Raw genomic sequence first — 20,884 nt, forward strand, 5'->3', positions numbered from 1 at the left:
GAGTTCATTCGCGCCGGGCGTCGAGGTGGCGCGGCGGGCGTCGATGCCGTTGGGCGCTGGGCACCGTCCTCGCTGGGTTTCGGATACCGCTACAGGTCGGATCGCCGGCCGCGCAGATACACTGGAGCTATCAGCGAGGAAACATCTGGTGCACGGTACGACAACGAACTGCATGGGCGCGAGGTGTCGGCTGATCACGTGGCAATCCGCGCCGCTGGCTCCTCCGGGATATAGGGATCGGCGAGTACACGGCGGAGGTATCGCGACAATACCGCCTCGGTGAATCGGGGTTCGTATATCCCTGTCCCCTTCAGGTGGTGGTGCAGGTTGCTGCAATCCCACAAATATGTGTCCTGGTATAATTCGATCGTCGATTTCCCTTGGAAAATCTGGTTTTTGAACATGCTCAGCAATGGAAACAGTGGAGCATGGTCGTCCTTCTCCCATTTCTGAACCCATTGCCGAAAAGGGATCGTTTCGAACTCGTATCCGAAATAATTGGACAGTAGTGCGAAGAATTCTCGCAGTGTGACGACGGCGCCCTCCGGCGAGACGACATTGAAGTTTTTTCCGAGTGCGTCCGGTTGACGAGAGACAGCACAGACGGCATCAGCGAGGTAGTCGACGGTTGTCAAACCTTCACGAAGGTTGTGGAGATCAGGCACCGCACCGAGGGCGATACAGGTCTTTACCAGTCGTGCCCACCATTGATAGTTCGCACTATGACCCGTCCTGCTGTCGCATGTCGCATATCCCAGACGGAATTTCATCACAGGTAGCCCGTGTTCCTGAGCAAGGCCGGCCACTTTCTCCATAACCCATTTGCTCCGGATGTAACCGAGGTCGGTGGTGACCGCCGCTAGGTTCTGATCGATATCGTCGGCCTCGTACATCTTCGTCTTGCCGGTGAACAGGTGGCCCCAGCTGTACACGGAGATCGACGAGATCAACATCAACGGCTTGACATGGTCATGGGACGCGAACCGGATCAGTTGCCACAGCCCCTCGACATTATCGCGTCGCATGTACGAATACGGCTGATTGAAGTTCACCGCGCTCGCTGAATGGAAGATGGCATCGACCGTCTCCACCAGGGTGGCGTAGACAGTGGGATCCATTCCCAGGCAGGGCTCGGCGAGGTCGGCCGGATACGCCTCGATCCGCTCCCAGCCTGCTTCGTCGATTTCGAGTTCGTAGCGGTCGACGACTTGACGTAGTCGTTCGGAAGCCAATGCCGGGTCGGTGCTGCGGATGGGGCAGTGGATACGCGCTTGCGTGGTGACGAGGAGGCGCTCCAGCAGGTGCACGCCGAAGAAGCCGGTTGCGCCCGTGAGCAGGATGTGCCGAGGTTCGGTCAATTGGCTGGTCCGGTAACCGGTGGAGAAGTCGACACCGTCGGGAAGTCGAATATCGGCCTGCAGTTCCCGCAGCGGCTCGCCTTCGAAGTTCGAAGGTTGTTGTCCGCGGCGGTCGCGGAGCACGTCGGCGAGGCCACGGACGGTGCGGTTGCCGTAGAAGTCCCAGACGTACACCCTGCCTTCCACCCGTCGGCCGATCTGTTCGATCAGGCCGGTGATGAGCAGGGAGTGTCCCCCGACCTCGAAGAAGTCGTCGCAGGCGCCGAAACGACTGTGACCCAATGCGGAACGCCAGGCTTCTGCGATCACCTGCTCGTACTCCCCCCCGAATTCCTCCGCATCGATCGGGCGGGTGCGCTCCTCGGCGAGCAGTGACCGGAGCGCGGTGCGATCCACTTTTCCGTTGGCGGTCGACGGCAGCTCCGCCACGCAACGGTAGATGCTCGGCAACATGTAGTCGGGTAGTTCGTGACGCAGGTGGGCGCGCAGCGAGGCGATGAGATCGGCTGGTGCGGCGTGTTCCTCGCGGGGCACTATCCACGCCACCAGCCGCTTGCTTCCCGGTAACTGCTGTTCGTCGTCGACCAGTACGATCGCGTGTTTGACCAGGCGGTTTTCCAGCAGGGCCGTCTCGACATCACCGAGTTCGATCCGAAAACCGCGGATCTTTACCTGATCGTCCTTTCTGGCCAGGAACTGGATGGTGCCGTCCGGGAGCCAGCGCGCCATATCACCGGTGCGGTACAAGCGTCGGCGCAATCGGATCGACCAGGGGAACCGCTCCGAGGTCAGATCCGGGTCACCGAGGTACCCGCGAGCCAGCGAGCGTCCGGCGAGACAGAGTTCACCCACTCGGTCGCCACCGACCTCCTGGAGGTTCTCATCGAGAATGAAAGCCTCGACGCCGGCCACGGGGGTTCCGATCGACGGCGGCCGTTTTTCACTGCCGGGTTCGACTGCCCGGTAGGTCGCGAAGATCGTGGCCTCCGTCGGGCCATAATAATCCACCAATGTGTAGGGGAGGTGATCGGTGGCGACCGGACTCAGCTTCTCGCCGGCGCAGAACAGGTACCGCAGCGCCGATTTCAGTTGCCGTTCGGCAGCCACCACATCCGGCACGAGTACCGAAGGTACGTAAGCATGTGTGACGGCGCGGCCGGCGATGAATTCGAGAAGGGCGCCGGGATCGGTCCGGACAGTTTCCGGGACGATATGCATTGTTGCGCCGGCGGTCAGGCTCGACCACATCTCCCACTGGAGGACGTCGAATCCCACACTGCTGATCAGCGTAGTGATGCTATCGGGTCCGACGCCGAATTTCCGGTTGTGCCAGGCGAGCAGCTCTTGCAGCGAATAATGTTCGATAACAACACCCTTCGGTGTCCCGGTGGTCCCCGAAGTGAAGATGACGTACACCGGATGGTCGGCGTCCAGCCGGTCCAGCGCATTGTCGGCAATGAGATCGTCACCGAACAGATCGCCGAGGGAAATCGTCCGCACTCCTCCGAATTCTACCGGCCCCGCGTCGGTCGTAAGAATCGTCGAGGAACCGCACTGGCGAACAACGCGACGCAGGCGATTCACGGGATCCCGCAGATCGACCGGCGCGTAAGCGGCGCCGGTCTTGACGACGGCAAGCAACGCGACCACCAGTTCGATCGACCGGTGCGCGAGCACCGGCACAACGGTGCCCCGGCCTATGCCACGACAACTCAGGTCATCAGCAATCCGCCCGCTGACCTCGTTGAGCTTCCGATACGTGATCACTCGATCGCCCTCGACCACTGCCACCTTTTCCGGTGTAGCCGCCACGACCCTCTCCAAACGATCTAGAATTGAATTGTTCGACAGCAAAACGAAACACCTGTTTCTGTATATCGCTCGAGTTGGTGATCGTGCGATCAATCCGTAGGACGCAGAAGCGCGGAAGCGGTGTCGAATTGATCGCGTTTACGGAATGCTATGTCTCCCAGTGTGACAGCGGCGCGAGAATCCGGCAATGCCCGGCTTGCGTTGCACGACAACGATTCAGCGGTGGTACCGACCAGTCCGTTGCGTACGGCTGCCAGAACCTCCCGAATCTCGCCGACATGTCAGGCGACCGATCTCAACCTTCTCTCGAAACCCTGGTGTCTCGAAAATTACTCTCGGCGTGCATGACGCGGCGTCCACTCTGATGTCGCCAGGTACGCCAATCAGAGGGCCGCAGGCATTTACTCGGTGTTGCTCGGCAAGGTGACGTTCCCCGCTTCCTCGGCGGCCAGTTCGTCTTCGGCGAGACCCACCACGGTTGTCCTCATCGTGAATCCTGATCACGGGGCACTCTTTGTCTCCATCCGCACGAGGCTCTTCATGCGATAGCGGTTCCGACTAGAATCCGGGAGCCGACCGCGAGAAGGCGCAGCCGCGATATCCACTGTCACATGTGCAGAGCTCCAGCGAGCAGTCCGAAAAAACCCGAGTCACGGCTTCCCGAGCCCTACCACGACCCCCAGGGACTACCGCACGGACAGCGCAGCACCCGCGTTCGATCTCGTCGGCGACCCGCGAGCGCCGGGAAGGTGCCGTCGACGTCGGAACCAGCTTCCAGCACCACCCATCCGGAGGCCCGCCCACTCCACAGCCACCACATCAGCGACCACACCGCCCGAGCAAACGCGCTTCGCTGACCGCGTTCGTCCGCTCGCCCGGATGCGCCGTCACCGGCCCGACTCCATCGACGAGTCCAGTTACCCGCTACTTGTACTTGCCGATATCGAAGGTGGTGAACCAGCCGCGGTCATAGGTGTAGATACCCGATGCCACATGTAACTGCCGACCATCCGGAGAAACCGCGAGGATACCGGCGGCGAACTCGACCTCGATCTGCTCGGCCACGGTTCGACTCTGTGTATCGAATACCGTGATCAACCCGCGAGAACTGTCGGGGCCGAGCAGTCCTCGCGCAGGACGAAGAGGAAACCACCCACTCGATGAAACAGCCATTCCACGGACCTCTCCCTCCACATCCAGCAGCTGGGTCCGAGAGCCGTTCGCGGTATCGAATGCCTGCACACCGAAACGGGGGTGGTCCCGCCGTACCGAATACACATATCGACCGTCCGGAGCTTCGACGAGGAAGGTCGTGTCCGATGCGCCGGGCAGTCGCTGTACCTCGGCCAAGGCGGAGGCATCCAGCACCACGATCGCGCCCGCCTCCATCAAGAAGTCGTCCAGCGCGACGTAGAGCCGGCGACCGTCGGCGGTGAGGATTACATCGCTGATCATTTCGTCGGCCGAACCCAGTTCGACATGTGCAACGATCTGTCGGCGCGTCACCGTGTCGTACATCGAGACATAGTTCTTGTCAGTATGATAGATCCGTCGGCCGCCTGTCGATGCCAGCAAAGCGCCTGCTACGAAGCGGGAAATCTATAGTCTCGGAGACCTGCCGAGATTCTTCATCGATCAACAACAGTTGATCTTGCGCCCCTGCGTGCAGGCGGCGCCCTCCCGGCGAAGGGCGAGCGGAGAAAGGTGAACGACGTCCGATGGCTCTGTGATCCGCGTCACCAATGCCTCCATGGTGTCGATCACTGCCACTGCGGGATCGCCGCCGGCGACGATATCGACTTCTTCCGAAACATAAGCATGGCGCCCGTCGGGGGAGAACACCATGGAATCCACCTTCGGTCTCGACGGACGCCACCGGCCGGTCTCCACCAGCCCGCACCACCACCGTATGCGTCACGATGTCGGCGAAAGTGCGGCGCCGTTCGTCGAACAGGAGCCATAGGAAGCCGAGGTAACACGGAAACGCATCGATGGCGTGCGCGAACTGGCGCAACGGCACCCGGCCGATACCCACCGGATGGCTCGCCCTCGGGTCAATCAGACGTAGCCCGGTGGTCATCTTTCCCACTGTCCGGCCACCCACGCCCTGAACCGAGCCCTGCTTCTCGCCGACCAGCGACAATGTGTGTCACTGTGACGGAATTGAGGCACGGGTAGTCCTGGCCGATCCGGCGATATGCGGCGCCCTGTACCCATCTCTTCGGCGAATCGTCAATATCGATGCCGCCAGTGACCGCGTGGGTCCGACGACGCCGAGTCGGTCGTGTTGCCGACCGCACGGAGGCTACCGCCAGCGAGACCGGAGCTGGTGTAATTGCCGCGGCCGCCCGGCGTGGCCGAACGGCTGACGGATATGCCCGATGAACGATCCGCGGTCGCGGCGGCCGCGCTGGGCGATATAGGTCCCTCGGCGACTCGCGATCTTCGTCCGCCCCCTCCGCAATCGCCGGCGTGCGGCGGACAGGTCTTTTCCGGCTCTGTCACGGATGCGGATTCGATGCGTTTCCATGCGGCGATCACCGCGTCGATATCCGCCGGACCGATATCGCGATGGGTGAGCATCCGCACCCGGCCGGGCACCGCGGTTACCAGGACACCAACCGAAGCGAGACACTCGGCCCACTGCCACGGTGTCCGACCGGTGCCGGTGACGTCGACGAAAACGATATTGGTCGGGACCGCCGACGGATCGACCGAGCCCGGAAGAATCTCGGCGACACCGGCCGCCAGCCGTCGGGCGTTCTCGTGGTCGGAGATCAGCCGCTCATGTCCCTCGTCCAGGGCGACCAGCCCGGCCGCCGCCATGATGCCTGCCTGCCGCCAGGCCGCGCCGAACAAAATCTTCAATCGTCGGACCTCGCGAATGAAGTCCGCATCACCGGCGAGCAGGGACCCGATCGGCGCACCCATCCCTTTCGACAGACTGAGCATCAGCGCATCGGAGTGTGTGGCGTATTCCGCGACCGTGGCACCCGTGGCCGCGCACGCGTTGAACAGGCGAGCACCATCGAGGTATAGCGGGACACCGCGGGCGGTTGCCACCGCCGCGAGCTCGGCCACCGAGGCCACCGGCGCGGGCCATCCGCCACCGAGCTGGTGGGTGTTCTCGACGACGACCAGGTCCACGACTCCCACATCGTAGGGATCGGGCTCCAACGAACGCTCGAGGTCTTCCGCGGTGAGCTGGCCATGGCTGCGGGCCGGGACCCGCCGGAACGCCACCCCCGAGAGGGCTGCGGCCGAATGCAATTCCATCCCGCAGACATGCGATTGCGCCTCGCAGACGACGAAATGCCCAGATCGGACGTAGGCGTGCATAGCGATCTGGTTGCACAGGGTTCCGGTGGGAAGAAAGGCGGCAGCTTGCTTGCCGGTGAGTTCGGCAACCCGATCCTGTAGCAGGTTCACGGTCGGATCATCACCGTACCAGTCGTCGCCCACGTCCGCGCCGGCTATCGCCCGGCGCATCGCTGCCGTCGGTTTCGTCACGGTGTCCGATCGGAGGTCGATTATTCGGTGCATGCTCACCCGCATGCCTCGAACAACGCGTTGAGCTGCTTGATTCCGCGATCGATGTCGCGGTCGGCAACATTGGCGAAGCTCAGGCGAATCGTATTGCGATGGCGATGACCACCGTCGGCGTAGAACACGCTACCGGGAAGATAGGCAACGCCCTGCGCGAGAGCGGAATCCAGGATGGAATCCGCGTCGAAATCCGGCGGACCATCCATCCACATGAACATGCCGCCGTCAGGTTTCGTCCAGCGGAACTCGGGTGAGAAATGCCGATCCAGCGCGGCAACGAGCGTATCGAGTCGCGACGAATAGCTTTCGATTATCCGTGCGAGATGCGTTTCCGCGTGACCGCTCTCCAGAAACTCTGCGGCTATGGCCTGGCAGAAGGTCGAGGTCTGCATATCGATATTCTGTTTGAGCGCCAACGTGCCGTCGGACAGATGCTCCGGAATCACGACGATACCGATACGTACGGCCGGCGCGAGAGTTTTCGACAACGAAGTGATGTACACAGTGTTCTCGGGTGCGAACGACCATACTGCGGGAACCGGGTCACCGTGGTATCGCAGATCGGCATAGACATCGTCTTCGATTACCAGGACATGACGGCGCAGTACGATTTCCGCGAGCTGCTGCCGACGCTCCGCCGGAACAGTCCGCCCGGTGGGATTCTGGAAGGTCGGCAACATGTACAGAAAAGCCACATCGGGAGACAGCGCTTCCTCCAGCGCCTCGGGAACGATGCCGAACTCGTCGCACGTTACACCGCGCACTGTCGCACCGTGACTGCGGAAGCTCTTGACAGCCGGCCCGTAGGTCGGCTCTTCCACAAGGACGACGTTACCCTCGTCGAGCAGTGCCATGCACACGTTGTGCAGGGCGCCCGACCCTCCTGTCGTGATGTGGATCGCCCCGGTGGAGCAGGAGATGTCGCGTTTCAGAAGCAGTTCTCGGGCGTGCCCGAGCAAAGGGGCGAATCCCCGGGTCATGCCGTATTGAAGGATGGACGGACCGTACCTCACCCCCGCCTTCCGCACGAGTTCGTCCATCAAGTCGACCGGCAGTAGGTCGGTGTCGGGTGAACCGACAGCAAAGGAGACAACATCGGGCCGATGGGCCAGAACAGCGAAGATTTCATCGATCGGACCGCTCTGCACCGCAGCGGCGGCACGGCTGTATGCCGGGAGGGCCACGCTACACCACCGCGGCCCGGACGCGGCGGAGTTCGGCTGCCACGACCTGCGCTCGCGTCTCGAGTTCCGGCGTCAGAACGACATCGTCATCGAACTCCGGGTCGGTCCGCATCTCGACGGCGATCAGATTGTGGGTGCCGCTGAGGTTAACGGCTACATGGATCACCCCTTCCGGGATGTACATGAACTCGCCGGGGCCGTGAAAATGTGGAATCAGGTCCGGGCCGATCAATGTTGCGGCGTAACCGTCCGTGCAGACCACAACGACTTCCGAATGCGCATGGAAATGCGCTCTGGAGGATTTGCCCGGCGGCATGTTCACATATCCGGCGGATATATTCGTCGCTCCACACCTGCCGCGGGTGATACAGGGGGTGAGGTTCTGGCCTTGACGCCCGATCCTGGCCGTCGAATCGACGGGACGAGCGACAAGTGCGGATTTCGTTTGCACACATTCCATTTCGGAATTCCTCATCTAACTGTGCGTGACTCTGCTGCCGAATCCGGCCCGGCTCCAACGACCGGTCGGTCGGTATCCGACGAGCTCAGTGTGCGCTCGCCGAGGCCGTTCGCGGTATCAGTAGAATCACCGGTCTCGGTAACGCCGCAAATCATCGGCAACGAACTATCGATAGGCCCCGCCGCGGCCACCGATCACTGTTTGCCCATCGGGACGGCTGCAACGAGCACCCGAAGCCGATCCCCCGGCCGGCTGCAAATCGGCTCCATGCGCTGAATCCCGTTGTCGGCGAATGGCTCCGGCCGAAGCCGACACCGAGCGGGGACCGGAATACCGGGCAGCGGGCCGTCGATCCCGGGACCGGCGACTACACCGATTCGGACTCCGATTCGACCGGGCTACGCTGACCAGCGTCGTCGTCGTTCGGCCCTCGACGAGGCCGAACAATGGTCATGTGGGGAGGTGGTGGATATGGCGAAGTTCATCGTAGCCGCAGTCGGTCGGCTGCTGCGCGTAGACGACGGCCGCATGGGTGGTCGGTGGACATGGATCTAGATCGGAATGGTGCAACGTGCCCGGTGACTGCTGATGGTCGCCGGGCACATTGTTCTGCTACGGAGGACGAATGGCGGCGACCTTACGCAACCGGCTGGCCTACGAGCGTGATCGCATCGGGTTCCTCCGCGAATGCCAGCAAAAATACGGTGACGTGTTCAGGTTCAGTGATAAGGCAACAGTGGTCCTGGATCCGAACCTCATTCACCAGCTCTTTGTCCATACGAACGACGAGGTCGGGATCGAAGGGCGTTTGATCGGTGGCGCACAGCCCCGTGTCGAGACGGCGGGCCGGATGGCGGCGCGCAAAGGCGCCAGGCGGACTATGTCCCCGAATGCCTTCAGTGCCTATGAACCCCGGATGATCGACCTGCTCCGAGAGACCCTCGCAGAGACCGGCGGCCGCGAGGTGGACGTGCGGGAGGTCATGAAGACCTTCACCGGCCGCAGCATGACCGACTACTGCCTCGGTACATCCGATCCGGATCTGGCCGACGCGCTCACCGACGCAGTAGCGGTGTCCGAGGTGTTCATGGGCAGTTCGCTGACGCTGCCGACGTGGCTGCCGACGCCGAAAGTGCGCCGGTTGCACCGTGCTAATGCGCGGCTGCGGAGCACTCTCGCCGATCGGATAGCGACGCGTCGCCAGTCGCCCCGGAATGAAGCAGCAGACCTGCTGGATGCACTGCTGGCCGAAGACCTCGATCCGGAGGAGGTCACCGCGATGGTCGAAGCGATATTGCGTGCCTCCTACGGCCAGCCGGGCGTCACACTCACCTGGGCGGTGTCGACTCTGGCCCGCCGGCCGGATCTCACCCGCCGTCTGGCCGCGGAGACCGAGGACTACGCCGAGGCATTCGTCGAGGAACTGCTGCGCATGTATCCGCCGACCTGGTTGATGGGCCGTGAGGTGTGGGAGCGCACCACCGTGGGCGATATCGAGGTGTACCCCGGCGAGCAGGTGATGTTCTGCACCTACCTGGTGCACCGGGATCCGCGGTGGTGGGACGATCCGGACACATTCGACCCCGAACGGTGGCGGACTTCGGTTCCGCCACACGCGCGATACGCCTACTTTCCGTTCGGTGCCGGGCCGCGAATATGCCCGGGCAACCACATCGATTTCCGCCAGCTCACCCTCGCCGTCCGGACGCTCGCCCGCGAATACGACATCGAAGTGCACAATTCATCGGCCCCCATGGTCGCAAACGCACTGCTGGTGCCGGCCGGCCTGCGTGGCAGATTCATCGGGCGCATTTCGAATCGGCCTGGTTCGGGTACCGGCGATCCGACAGCACCACAGGACCGATCCTCGAGATTGTCGACGCCGCTCCGCTGGAGGATTCCGAGGTAGACGCCGAGGTCGGCGATCTCCGACGGCGGGGATCGGCCGGATCGTCGACCCTGCTATATCACGGTTTGCCGCCCAGCGGAAGTATTCGGTGGTGTCGGCCAAAGATGCAACACCAGTGATTCTACTGATTCGAAAGGCCGTACGTACGACGACAATGTGCTGACCTGGTCGCCGGATCGGCCCGGAACCGACAGTTCGCTGTCGCACGTGGATACATGTCGATACGCCGTGCCCGGCGTCAACTATTCCGGACTACATATTTCGACATAGAAATGTCCGATCGATGTAGGGCGATCAGAGGCAACAGAGGAATTGGATATGAAGAACTTCAAGCGAAAGGCCGCGGCTGTGGCGATCGGTGTCGCCGCCTCGATCTTACCTATTTCGGTGGTCTCGAGTCCGACGGCGGCCGCGGACAGCTGGAAGTGGTTCGAGTGCGGCGGTCACACCTATCAGTGGTGCCGGCAGGCCAAGAGCACACTCGCACGCGAAGGCAACAGAACTCAGGCGATCAATTGGCCGGATTCAGGTCCGATGGGATGCACCGCGCCGGGGTACGGCTGCCGACGCGGTTTCTGGTACTTCGGATAGCCGCCGGCCGGCCACCTACTCCGGCCGAGCGCCCACCCGGCCCACAGACCGGCGATTTCACCGATCCAGGAACCGGATACCTCACCTAGAGTCTGTCTCAGCATCCGGTCAGCTATTGAGTGAGCCCGGTCGATCGGGCCGCGACGTCTACAGATCGGCCGACTGTCAGTTGACCGATCTGTAGCAGGATTCGGCGTGAGCAGAGAAAGCATGAACAAACAGGATGAACTTCCCTTTCCGACCATCGTCGGCACCGGCCTCGGCGCTTCCTCCGGTCGTGGATACGACAGCTCCGCCGGAAGCCTCCGCCAGGGCCTGGTGACATAGCTACAGCTCAGCGAGCGCAACGCTTCGCGTGGATCACGGCATACCCTGCCCGGCTCCCGCGCGCGCCGGACCATGAGGGTGGCTCCCGCTCCGGTCGCGACGGATACAGTCCATTCGCCGCCCGCAGGCTTTCGCCACCTACGAACCGCCGATGGCGGAACAGGGATCTGTTCGAATGTGCGGCAGATCCTGTGCACCCCGCATATCGAACATTCTCCCGCAAATCGAGGTCGTAGATGACAGGACACTCCCATTTCGACCGCTCATTGAGTATCTACTCGTTGCTGTCGTCGGCGCACCGCCAGGGCAGTCACGAACTCTTCACCCGATTGTCCCGCGAGAGTCCGGTACATTGGGACGCCTACGCCGCAGCATGGCTGGTCGCCGGCTTCCCGGAAGTACGGACAGTGCTGACGAGTCCGAACTTCAGTGCCATGCGAATTACGACCGGACGACAATCGACCGCACCGAGCGGTTCGGCGCTCGACCGGGCACAGGAAATCATTGCCCGCCAAGCACTTTTTCTGGACGGTGCCCGCCACGACGCTTGGCGAACCATCATCCGGTCGGTAGTCACTCCCGCTCGGGTCGACATACTGACGCCGTGGATTCGGACACGTATCACGCAGATGATCGAGAGTGGGACCGGGGCGCGACGCGATGTAGTGGATGATCTGGCCCGTCCACTGCCGCTCGAAGTCATCGGCAGATTGCTGGGGCTGCCACCAGGAGATCTTCCGGCCATCGGTCCGTGGTCCGATGCATATACTCGCGTTGTCACCGGCTTCGAACCAGAGCGAAACGAGGACGTTTTCGAAGCAGTTGTCGAGTTCGCCGACTATTGCGCGGAGATCGTACGGCAACGTCGACGTATACCGACGGACGACGGCGCTGGGCTACTTGTACGGGGCGCGGATGCCTCCGGCCTGTTCGACGACACGGATATTGCCGCCAACCTGCTCATGCTGATCGCGGCGGGACACCAGACCACCACGGGCTTGTTGGCCGGAGCCGTCCTGGAACGGATCGGCCCCACGTTCGGACCATTACACCACCGCTCGGACGGCCCCGACGAGGTGGAGGACCTTCTCACCCGGGTATCTCCGTCACGTTTCGTCGGCCGGACGGTTGTCGCGAATACCGAACTGGGTGGCCAGGAATTGCTGGCCGGTCAGTCGGTTCTGGTCCTGCTCGCCGCAGCCAATTGGCAGCTTCTCGATGCCGAAACCGGGTCGCACCGGGCCACACGACGAAGCGTCGCTTTCGGATACGGGCGACATCACTGCCCAGGGGCGCATATCGCTCGCCTCGAATGCCGACTGATTCTCGAGGAGCTTTTCCGGCCGGACCGCTCGCCAGTACTACTCGACCCTGAAATCGCCTGGTCGGAGAATGTGAATCTACCCTGCCCTCAACATATTCCGATTCAGCTTATGAAGGGCGCCGCCGACCACGCAGCCGAGCGAGGAACCTCCCGATGAAATTCCCGGAAACCACCATGCCGCAGCCCCTCGACGTCGGCGGCTCCGACGTGCTGACGATGCTGGCCGAATTCGTTCGGTGCACCCCGGAGGCTCCCGCTGTCAGCGGCCCCGACGCCGTACTCGACTATCGCTCTCTCGGCGCAGGTATCACGAAGATCGCCCGAGAATTGACCGAACGCGGTTTACGTGCCGGGGATCTGGTCGCGATATCGCTTCCACCCTCGGCGGCAGGTATTTGCGCAGCTCTGGGAGTGCTGACCGCAGGCGGCATACTCCTCCCCCTCGATATCTCGCAGCCACCCCTGCGCCGAGCCGACCTGGCCACCCGGGCCGGCGTCCGGTTCATCATATCCGCAACCGAATCCACTGATCCGCAGATCGCGGTGACCAGTAGTACACCGCGGCGTTTCGACGAAGGATCGGACGCCGCCTACGTCATCTTCACCTCGGGCAGCACCGGCCATCCGAAAGGTGTGGTATGCACGCATGACGCACTGCACAATGTCGCCCGCGCACAGCGCACAGTACTCGATGTCCGGCCCACCGATCGTGTCGCGCAGATCGCACCGTGGTGCGTCGACGCATTCCTTTTCGAGATTCTTCTCGCCGTGACAGCGGGCGCCTGCCTGCACATTGCAACAGCGGCGGAGCGATACCCCGGATTGCCGTTGGAGCGTTTCCTGGTCGGTTCGCACAGCACAGTCGCTGTTGCGACACCGTCATCGTTGCGGGCATGCGAGCCCGGTGGGATCGCCGATCTGCGGCTGGTCATCAGTGCAGGAGAAGCCATCGAGCCGGATCTGGCCACCCGGTGGGCAAAGGGAAGAGAACTGGTGAACGCCTACGGTGTCACCGAGGCAACTATTTGGACGACTTACTCGGTAATCGACGAACAAAGCTTGAAATCAGCCGATTTCATTCCGCTCGGCAATCCGGTTCCAGGCTGTTCCCTGGAACTGCTGGACGAGAACCTGGAACCGGTACCGGCGGGCACGCCGGGGCAGATCTGTATCGGCGGGACGGGACTCGCCATCGGATACCTCGAAGATGCGGCGGCCGATGCCGCATCGTTTCCGGTCCGGACCGGTGACCGCCTGTTCTTGACCGGAGATTTCGGGGTTCGGCTCCAGGACGGTCGGATCAGGTTCATCGGACGACGTGATGAGCAGGTGAAGATGAGCGGACTCAGGGTGGAGCTGGGAGAGGTGGGACGTATGCTGGCGCGCCACCCGTCCATCCGCGACTGTGTAGTACGGCGACACGACGACCGGTTGGTGGCCTACCTGGTCCCTGACGAAGTCGACACATTCGACCGATCAGCGGTTATCGCCTGGATGGAACAGCGGCTTCCCGTCCAGATGGTCCCCACCCTGTATGCGCCGATGGCAGCCCTGCCTTTGACGGCCTGGGGAAAACTGGATCACCGCGCACTGCCGGATCCCGATGCGGTCATGGCCACGCAGCGGGATCCGAAACCGCCGCAGTCCGACCCGACGCAGGCCTATCTCGGGCAGATCGTACCGCACCTCTTGAAGGTGGGAGCTGTCGCCGCAGACGACGACCTCTTCATGCTCGGGCTGACCTCCCTCACAATGGCCCGGCTCCTCCGGCAGATCTACACCGATCTGCAGGTCGACATCGAGCCGGTCGATGTGTTCGAGAATCCGACCCTGGGCGAAATTGCGCGCTTGATCGATCTACGACGGCGGTCGGCACCATGAAGGGGCAGATTAAGCAAGTATCCGCTGCCGGCTTCTGGTTCAACTATGTCGTCCGGCGCCCCGCACCACGCTATCGGTTGTTCTGCCTGTCCGGCGCAGGAACCGGCCCGTCCGAATTCGTGGCGTGGCGAACCGCGTTGCCCGACCATGCCGAACTGTGGCCGATTCAATTGCCCGGTCGGGAGCGGCGCCTGCGCGAGGAACCGCTTGCCGACGCAGCCACCTTGGTATCGGAACTGCTCGCTGCCATCGAGGAGGTGGACCGGGACACGCCGTTGCCGATAGTCCTGTTCGGGCACAGCTTCGGCGCCCTGGTCGTGTTCGAGCTGGCGCGCAGGCTGGTCGGCCGAGATCCCGAGCGTCTGCTCGGCGTCGTGGTTTCCGGCTTGGCAGCCCCCGATCGCCCCGCTAGGCGGGCGTCCGTGGCCGACCTGGACGATGATGAGCTGCTGGCATGGATTCGCCGGTTGGGTGGCACACCCCAGGAACTACTCGAGGACGAAAGGTTCGCTCGCTGGTTGCTACGCGATCTCCGGGCCTCGTTCCGGATTCGAGAAAACTATCATGCCGACACCGAAACTTTGCTTCCCTGCCCTGTTGTGGCGTTCGGTGGAACAGACGATTTCGAAGCGAATGCGCTCGATCTCGACGCATGGTCGAAGTTCACCTCTGCCTGGTTTCGTCGCCATACTCTGCCGGGTGGCCACTTCTTCGCCCGGGAAAGCCGTGAGCGCTTTCTCGAACTGTTGGCCGGGGAAGTCGATAAGATGGCTGAACGGACGATACCGGGGAAGAGATGGTAGCGGCCCGAACGAACAGTCGATTCGAGTTCTGGTTCCCTGGCGCGTCTCTCGACCGGAGAGGCCGACCGCTGCTGTGTTTGGCAGGAGCGGGCGGTGGGACGGGTGAGTTCCGGCTCTGGCACGCGGCCTTGGCGGACTCTGCGAATGTGGTTCCTGTTCTGCTGCCGGGGCGTGAACGCCGAATCCGGGAAACCACCTACACCTCGGTCCCAGCGCTGGCCGACGACCTCGTCGAGGCGGCCGGACCGATACTGACGCGACCGTTTTCGCTGTTCGGTTACAGTCTCGGTGCACTTATCATGTACGAGTTCGCGCGGCGCGTACCGGTTCGTCTCCAGGCCAATCTGACTCAACTCTTTGTCGGTGGGCAGCCGGCACCGAGCCGGCCACAAACCGATTCCGCACGCAGCCACCACACCGATGATCAGCTCGTCGAGTATCTGGACCGGCTGGGTGGCACGCCGACCGAGTTACTTCGCAACCGTTCGTTCATGCGGCCCTATCTGTCCTGCCTGCGAGCTGATCTGAAACTCGCCGAGACATACCGTTATGTCGGCCCGGCGAAGTTGAGCTGTCCCCTTACGGCTTTCGCCGGAAGTCAGGACGAATATACCGACCGGCGCACACTGCCTGCCTGGAAATCCGAGACGACCGGCGAGTTCAGGATCGTCGAGTTGCCCGGCGGACACTTCACCCTGCGTAGCGATCGCAACCTCCTGCTGACGGAAATCGATAATACGTTGAGGCGCTCAGGTTCCAGTTGATTTCATGGGTAGGACAAGGATGCCGCAGTCCATGGACTCTGCAATATCGAAGTGGGCGGCCACTACGCCCGATGCCGCTGCGTTGATCACAGACAGCGCGACGGTAACTTATCGACAATTGGAGGAGCGGGCAAATGCCCTTGCATGCTATCTGACACACTCCGGCATCGTTCCGAACACAGCGGTGGGAGTATCTGTTCCGCGATCTCCCGAATTCGTCGTAGCGGCTCTCGCGGTGCTGAAAGCAGGTGGCTATTTCGTCCCCCTGGACGACCGGTTGCCGACCGGACGAAGGCAGGCGATCATTGCGGAAAACAACATATCGACAGTGCTGACGGAAGAGCTCGAAATAACTTGCTCTCGAGGCGACGACACCGAGCACCATCTCCGTCGCACCAGGTCGGGACTGCACACCGCTTACGTTCTCTACACATCGGGCACGACCGGGAAGCCCAAGGGTGTGGCTATCCCACACCGCGCAGTACTCGACCTGGCAGCAGGGCTCACCGCACTCGGAATACGATCGAACCACCGCTTTCTGGCACACTCCTCGATTTTGTTCGATGCGTCGGTCTTCGAGCTATGGGTTCCCCTGCTGTGCGGCGCCGGAACTGTAATCGCCCCCGGCAATCCGCCATCGTTCCTCGACCTGGCCCGATCGATAGAACGCCATACGGTCACCGTCGCATTCTTCACCACCGCACTGTTCCGGCAGATGGTCGATCTTGACCTCAGTGCGCCGGGGGGACTCGAAATTCTGCTGTTCGGAGGCGAGGTATCGCCGCCCGGACTTATTCGCCAGGCCATCGCACAGTGGCCGCAGACCAGCCTGGTCCACTGCTACGGACCAACCGAATGTACCGTGTTCACGACCTGCCACACCATTACCTCACCGGCAGAGCCACTTCCCATCGGGCACCCGCTTGCCGGGCGCTTCACCCGGGTCCTGACCGACGATCTCGGACCCACTGCCGTCGGAGCAGTGGGTGAGTTGTATGTCGGCGGGACCTGCGTGGCGCACGGTTACCTCGGTCGGCCCGCCGCCACGGCATCGGCCTTCGTCCCAGATCCTCTCGGCGACGAGCCTGGAAAGGTCTTGTACCGCACCGGTGATCTGGTGTTGTCGAACCCGGACGGCAGTCTCGTCTTCCAGCGACGGCGAGACGACCAGCTCAAGGTCCGGGGGCATCGTATCGAGCCCGCGGAGGTCGAGAACGCACTACGCGCACATCGAGATATCCGGGACGCCGTTGTCGTCATGGATGGCGCGCAACGCCTCGTGGCGTATCTGGTCCCCTCCGAAGGAACAGCCCCGAGTATTGCCGAGATCAAAGCCTTCGCCGGTGCCGACCTGCCGTCGTTCATGGTCCCGGACCTCTTTGTGCCGATAGATCGCATACCGCTCAATACATCCGGAAAGGCGGACCGTGCGATGCTGTCCACATTGTCGGATCCAGATTACCGGACGCCGGTTTCTACTCATGCTCGCAGCGACGACATCGAGAAGGATCTGATCTTCCTGTGGCAAGGCACTCTCGGCTTGTCAACCGTCCGAGCCGATGATGATTTCTTTCTCCTCGGAGGACATTCCTTGCACATCCTCCGGATACTGGATGTCATATCCCGCACCTGGGGTGTCGAACTTGCCGTAGAAGAGTTCTTCGAACAACCGACGGTGAACGGCTTGCGCGAACTGATCACCGAGCGACTCCAGGGCGATCCCAGCGTTTACCATTCGAACCGATAACGCTTCCGGCCGAGTTTTCCGGATGGTAGGCGCCCGACGCCGGCCGTCACCGGTCGCGGAAGGCGGTGCGGGTCACGAGATCTCGTAGTGCGTCGCGGACGACGGCATCCACCGGCATATCTTCGGCGGCACTCGCGGCCGCTTGTGCCTGCTCGCCGATTCGTTCCTCGACAATCGTCACCGCGCCGGTCTCCACCATGATCTCCCGCAGGCGAGCGACGTCCTCGTCCGTCATCGTCTCGCGGGACAGTAGTTCGTCGATGGTTCGCCGCGCGGTGTCGTCGGCCAGCTTCCGGGTGGTGGCAAGCAATACCGTGCCCTTGCCGGTACGCAGATCGTCACCATCGGGCTTACCGGTGACCGCTGGGTCACCGAACGCACCGAGGATATCGTCGCGCAACTGGAATGCCTCACCGAGCGGAACCGCATAGCGGGAGTAAGAATCCACTATCATCGGATCTCCTGCGGCCAGAATTCCGCCCAGCTGCATCGGGCGTTCGATGGTGTATTTCGATGTTTTGTACGCGATGACTTTCCACGACCGATCCATGGACAGGTGCCGTGAACCCTGTTCGGCAAGATCGAGGTACTGCCCGGCGATGAGTTCGGCGAAGGTTTGCGACGACAAGCGGCGAACTGCCCGGCGCTGCTCGGGACCGAGAGCGCAGGAGTCGAGCATATCGTGATACCAGGCGAGGCACAGATCACCGATCAGAATAGCGACGGCAGTACCGAAGTCGGCAGCCCTTCCACGTAATCCCATCCGGCTGTGCAAATCCGCGCCGTGCCGGTGCACGGTCGGCGAACCACGGCGAATATCGCTGTCATCGATGATGTCGTCGTGTACAAGGGCGAACGCGTGCAGCAACTCCAGCGCCGCCGAAGCCCGGACGACGATATCGCCATCGCCGGCACCGCCGGCCGCCCGCCATCCCCAGTAGCAGAACTCCGGGCGAAGACGCTTGCCGCCGGCAATGAAACGTTCGATATCCGACATCATCGAACTCCACAGCTCGTCGTCGGCGCCGACGATATCGCGCAGGTGTGTGGTCTGTTCTCGCAGGAATGCGGTCAACACCGCGCTCGTCCGCGCCAGATGCCCAGCACCGGGGAGACCGGCGGGCGAGGCTTCTCGGAGGGTCACGATCTTTCCTCATCCCGAGCGACCGGCCGGGTATCGCTGTCGGTTTCGGCAGGTTTTCCCGGGTCGGCCGACCGCACCGCCGTACCCCGCGCGACCCCGCGCGACAGCCCCGGCGGCAACCCGAAGGAGATGTCCTCGACCGCTGTCCGATCGACAACCACATGGTTGTAGCCCTGTCGCTGCAATCTTGCGACCAAGGCTTGCACCTGCACCTCCGGTGCGCTCGCGCCAGCACTCACGCCGACAGTACGCACGCCTGCCAGAATACGTTCGTCGAACTGTTCCACATCGGGTACCAGCATCGCTGTGGTTCCGGCCTTCTCGGCGACCTCCACCAGACGCAACGAGTTGCTCGAGTTCGAGGCTCCGACGACCAACACCACATCACATTGCCGCGCCAGGGATTTTATGCCCACCTGGCGATTCTGGCTGGCATAACAGATATCGTCACTGCCCGGTCCGACAACATCCGAGAAGCGTTTCCGGATGGCCGCAACGACCTCGTTCGAATCATCCAAGGACAATGTGGTCTGCGTCAGGTACGCCACCGGTGTGGTCACCGGTAGGTCCAGCTCCCGGACCTCGCGAGCGCTGCGCACCACAATCGTGTCGCCCGGAGCTTCGCCGACGGTGCCTTCGACCTCTTCGTGCTCGGCATGGCCGACCAGCAGGATGATTCGCCGCGCGGCAGCGAACCGACGAGCTTCCTGATGTACTTTGGCCACCAACGGACAGGTGGCGTCGATAACGGTGAGCCGACGCCGCTGCGCAGCCTGACGTACCGCGGGCGAGACACCATGAGCCGAGAAGATGCATACGGCCCCCTCGGGGATCTCGTCCACCGAACTCACGAAGTGTGCACCGCGCTCTTCTAGTTCGTGCACGACATGGCGGTTGTGGACGATCTCCCGCCGGACGTAGACCGGAGTTCCGTACACCTCGATAGCTCGCCCGACGATTTCGACGGCCCGTTCCACACCAGAACAGAAACCGCGTGGTTCGGCGAGAACAACAGCCCGGCCGGTGAGAACCGGCGCCTCGGCGGGCATGGGCGAGCCGATCGGGACCACTGTGTCGTGGTGGGGTGGCACCATGGGTAGCACGGCGCCGGCTCCAGCGGTCGGTTCGGGCGGATCGGGAATTCGGCGGCCGGCCGGCCCGATATCGGAGAGGTCGTAGCCGATCGGATACCCGGGGTAGCTGCGCGCGGCGGGTCGGGTCATCAAACGGGCCATTGTCCGGGGCATCAGCAATTCAGCGAATGCGTGTGCATGTAACCCGGTACGACTCGCCACCCGAGCGAACACGTTCGGCTCCGAGCGGCCCAGGGCTGCGCGCGCCGCCTCGTCCAGCCGACAGGCCAGTGTCGCCGCGAACAACCTGTCCAGCGGCCGACGGTACCATGACGAGTAGACGGCAAGCACGGCGTCACTCATTTCCTCATTGCTCGCGGCGTACCGAAATCTCCGTCGTTCGTATTCCTTGTTGAACTCCAGGAACGAATCGTAGTCATCGGGCAGCGCGGAGATGTTCATGCGTTTTCCGATTTCACGGAAAAAATAGAACGATCCGAGTCGCTCAGCCGCTGTCACCTTCCGCCAACCCCATCGGTCGATCCACCTGATCGGCTCGAACACAAATGCGGACAGAACGTAGAGCATATCTTCATTTGCCAGATCGAAACCGTGGTGGGCGCGGTTGATCTGGCGGATCGACTGCCTTCCCCGTATCGAATCGTAGCCGTGCAACACAATCTCACCGATGAGGATGCGGGTATCATCGTACCTTTTTTGCCCCGATCGGGCGAAGTGCCCCGAGCGAGCAAGCACGGAAGATATTTCCGGCACACAACAGGTTTTCCAGACGGCGACCTCCAGTCCCCGTCCGTAATCCCAGGGGAACTCGGAATTCGAGTATATACGATGAATCTCGTGACAACTCTTCTGCGGGTCCAGAGTATTCAAGTATTCGACGCGCTCGTACCTTTTTCTCACCGATAGCTCCAATATTCCGTGCCCATCGCACGGTTTGAAA

The 20,884-nt window shown here is 62.4% G+C and carries 14 protein-coding genes and 1 pseudogene; 6 read left to right on the plus strand and 9 right to left on the minus strand.

Annotated features, from left to right (window positions below; genetic code table 11):
- Positions 1 to 194: 194 nt before the first annotated feature.
- The 7 genes and pseudogenes from ABZV91_RS11945 to ABZV91_RS11975 form a co-directional block, all read right to left on the minus strand.
- Positions 195 to 3,170, minus strand: a complete 2,976-nt coding sequence (locus ABZV91_RS11945) for an amino acid adenylation domain-containing protein (protein ID WP_355239274.1) — start codon at positions 3,168 to 3,170, stop codon at positions 195 to 197.
- 924 nt (positions 3,171 to 4,094) lie between these two features.
- Entirely contained in the window at positions 4,095 to 4,688 is a 594-nt protein-coding gene (locus ABZV91_RS11950; RefSeq protein ID WP_355239277.1) for a hypothetical protein, read from the minus strand.
- 117 nt (positions 4,689 to 4,805) lie between these two features.
- Complete coding sequence (locus ABZV91_RS11955) at positions 4,806 to 5,015, minus strand: hypothetical protein (protein WP_355239336.1); 210 nt, start codon at positions 5,013 to 5,015, stop codon at positions 4,806 to 4,808.
- Between the two features lie 79 nt (positions 5,016 to 5,094).
- Positions 5,095 to 5,274, minus strand: a pseudogene (locus tag ABZV91_RS11960) (RDD family protein); the annotation flags it as partial.
- 128 nt (positions 5,275 to 5,402) lie between these two features.
- Positions 5,403 to 6,725, minus strand: coding sequence for a threonine aldolase family protein (locus ABZV91_RS11965; RefSeq protein WP_355239280.1), 1,323 nt, complete (start codon positions 6,723 to 6,725; stop codon positions 5,403 to 5,405).
- Positions 6,716 to 7,900, minus strand: a complete 1,185-nt coding sequence (locus ABZV91_RS11970; protein ID WP_355239283.1) for a PLP-dependent aminotransferase family protein — start codon at positions 7,898 to 7,900, stop codon at positions 6,716 to 6,718. The genes ABZV91_RS11965 and ABZV91_RS11970 overlap by 10 nt, the downstream gene beginning before the upstream one ends.
- Position 7,901: 1 nt before the next feature.
- The gene (locus tag ABZV91_RS11975; protein ID WP_355239286.1) at positions 7,902 to 8,375 is read right to left on the minus strand and encodes a cupin domain-containing protein; all 474 of its coding nucleotides are present in this window, start codon (positions 8,373 to 8,375) and stop codon (positions 7,902 to 7,904) included.
- A gap of 610 nt (positions 8,376 to 8,985) precedes the next feature.
- Here ABZV91_RS11975 and ABZV91_RS11980 point away from each other — a divergent pair.
- The 6 genes from ABZV91_RS11980 to ABZV91_RS12005 all read left to right on the plus strand — a co-directional run bounded on the left by ABZV91_RS11980 (position 8,986) and on the right by ABZV91_RS12005 (position 17,706).
- Positions 8,986 to 10,269 carry a cytochrome P450 gene (locus tag ABZV91_RS11980; RefSeq protein WP_355239289.1) on the plus strand — a complete coding sequence of 428 codons (1,284 nt, stop codon included), beginning with the start codon at positions 8,986 to 8,988 and terminating at the stop codon, positions 10,267 to 10,269.
- A 1,154-nt stretch (positions 10,270 to 11,423) separates the two neighbouring features.
- Positions 11,424 to 12,668, plus strand: a complete 1,245-nt coding sequence (locus ABZV91_RS11985) for a hypothetical protein (RefSeq protein ID WP_355239292.1) — start codon at positions 11,424 to 11,426, stop codon at positions 12,666 to 12,668.
- Positions 12,669 to 12,727: 59 nt separating this feature from the next.
- On the plus strand, positions 12,728 to 14,392 hold the full coding sequence (locus tag ABZV91_RS11990) for a non-ribosomal peptide synthetase (protein WP_355239333.1): 1,665 nt from the start codon (positions 12,728 to 12,730) through the stop codon (positions 14,390 to 14,392).
- Entirely contained in the window at positions 14,389 to 15,195 is an 807-nt protein-coding gene (locus ABZV91_RS11995; RefSeq protein WP_355239295.1) for an alpha/beta fold hydrolase, read from the plus strand. The genes ABZV91_RS11990 and ABZV91_RS11995 overlap by 4 nt, the downstream gene beginning before the upstream one ends.
- Positions 15,189 to 15,959 carry an alpha/beta fold hydrolase gene (locus ABZV91_RS12000; RefSeq protein WP_355239298.1) on the plus strand — a complete coding sequence of 257 codons (771 nt, stop codon included), beginning with the start codon at positions 15,189 to 15,191 and terminating at the stop codon, positions 15,957 to 15,959. The genes ABZV91_RS11995 and ABZV91_RS12000 overlap by 7 nt, the downstream gene beginning before the upstream one ends.
- A 31-nt stretch (positions 15,960 to 15,990) precedes the next feature.
- Positions 15,991 to 17,706 (plus strand): non-ribosomal peptide synthetase, encoded by a 1,716-nt coding sequence (locus ABZV91_RS12005; RefSeq protein WP_355239301.1) that lies wholly within the window; start codon positions 15,991 to 15,993, stop codon positions 17,704 to 17,706.
- A gap of 46 nt (positions 17,707 to 17,752) precedes the next feature.
- Here the strand turns inward: ABZV91_RS12005 and ABZV91_RS12010 are convergent, their stop codons facing one another.
- Together ABZV91_RS12010 and ispH are read right to left on the minus strand one after the other, a co-directional pair.
- On the minus strand, positions 17,753 to 18,850 hold the full coding sequence (locus tag ABZV91_RS12010; RefSeq protein WP_355239304.1) for a polyprenyl synthetase family protein: 1,098 nt from the start codon (positions 18,848 to 18,850) through the stop codon (positions 17,753 to 17,755).
- A complete protein-coding gene (ispH, locus tag ABZV91_RS12015; protein ID WP_355239307.1) occupies positions 18,847 to 20,844 on the minus strand; it encodes a 4-hydroxy-3-methylbut-2-enyl diphosphate reductase in 1,998 nt (665 codons plus the stop codon). The genes ABZV91_RS12010 and ispH overlap by 4 nt, the downstream gene beginning before the upstream one ends.
- Positions 20,845 to 20,884 lie beyond the last annotated feature (40 nt).

Origin of the sequence: Nocardia sp. NPDC004568 (assembly GCF_040609955.1) — a bacterium.
Taxonomy (GTDB): domain Bacteria; phylum Actinomycetota; class Actinomycetes; order Mycobacteriales; family Mycobacteriaceae; genus Nocardia.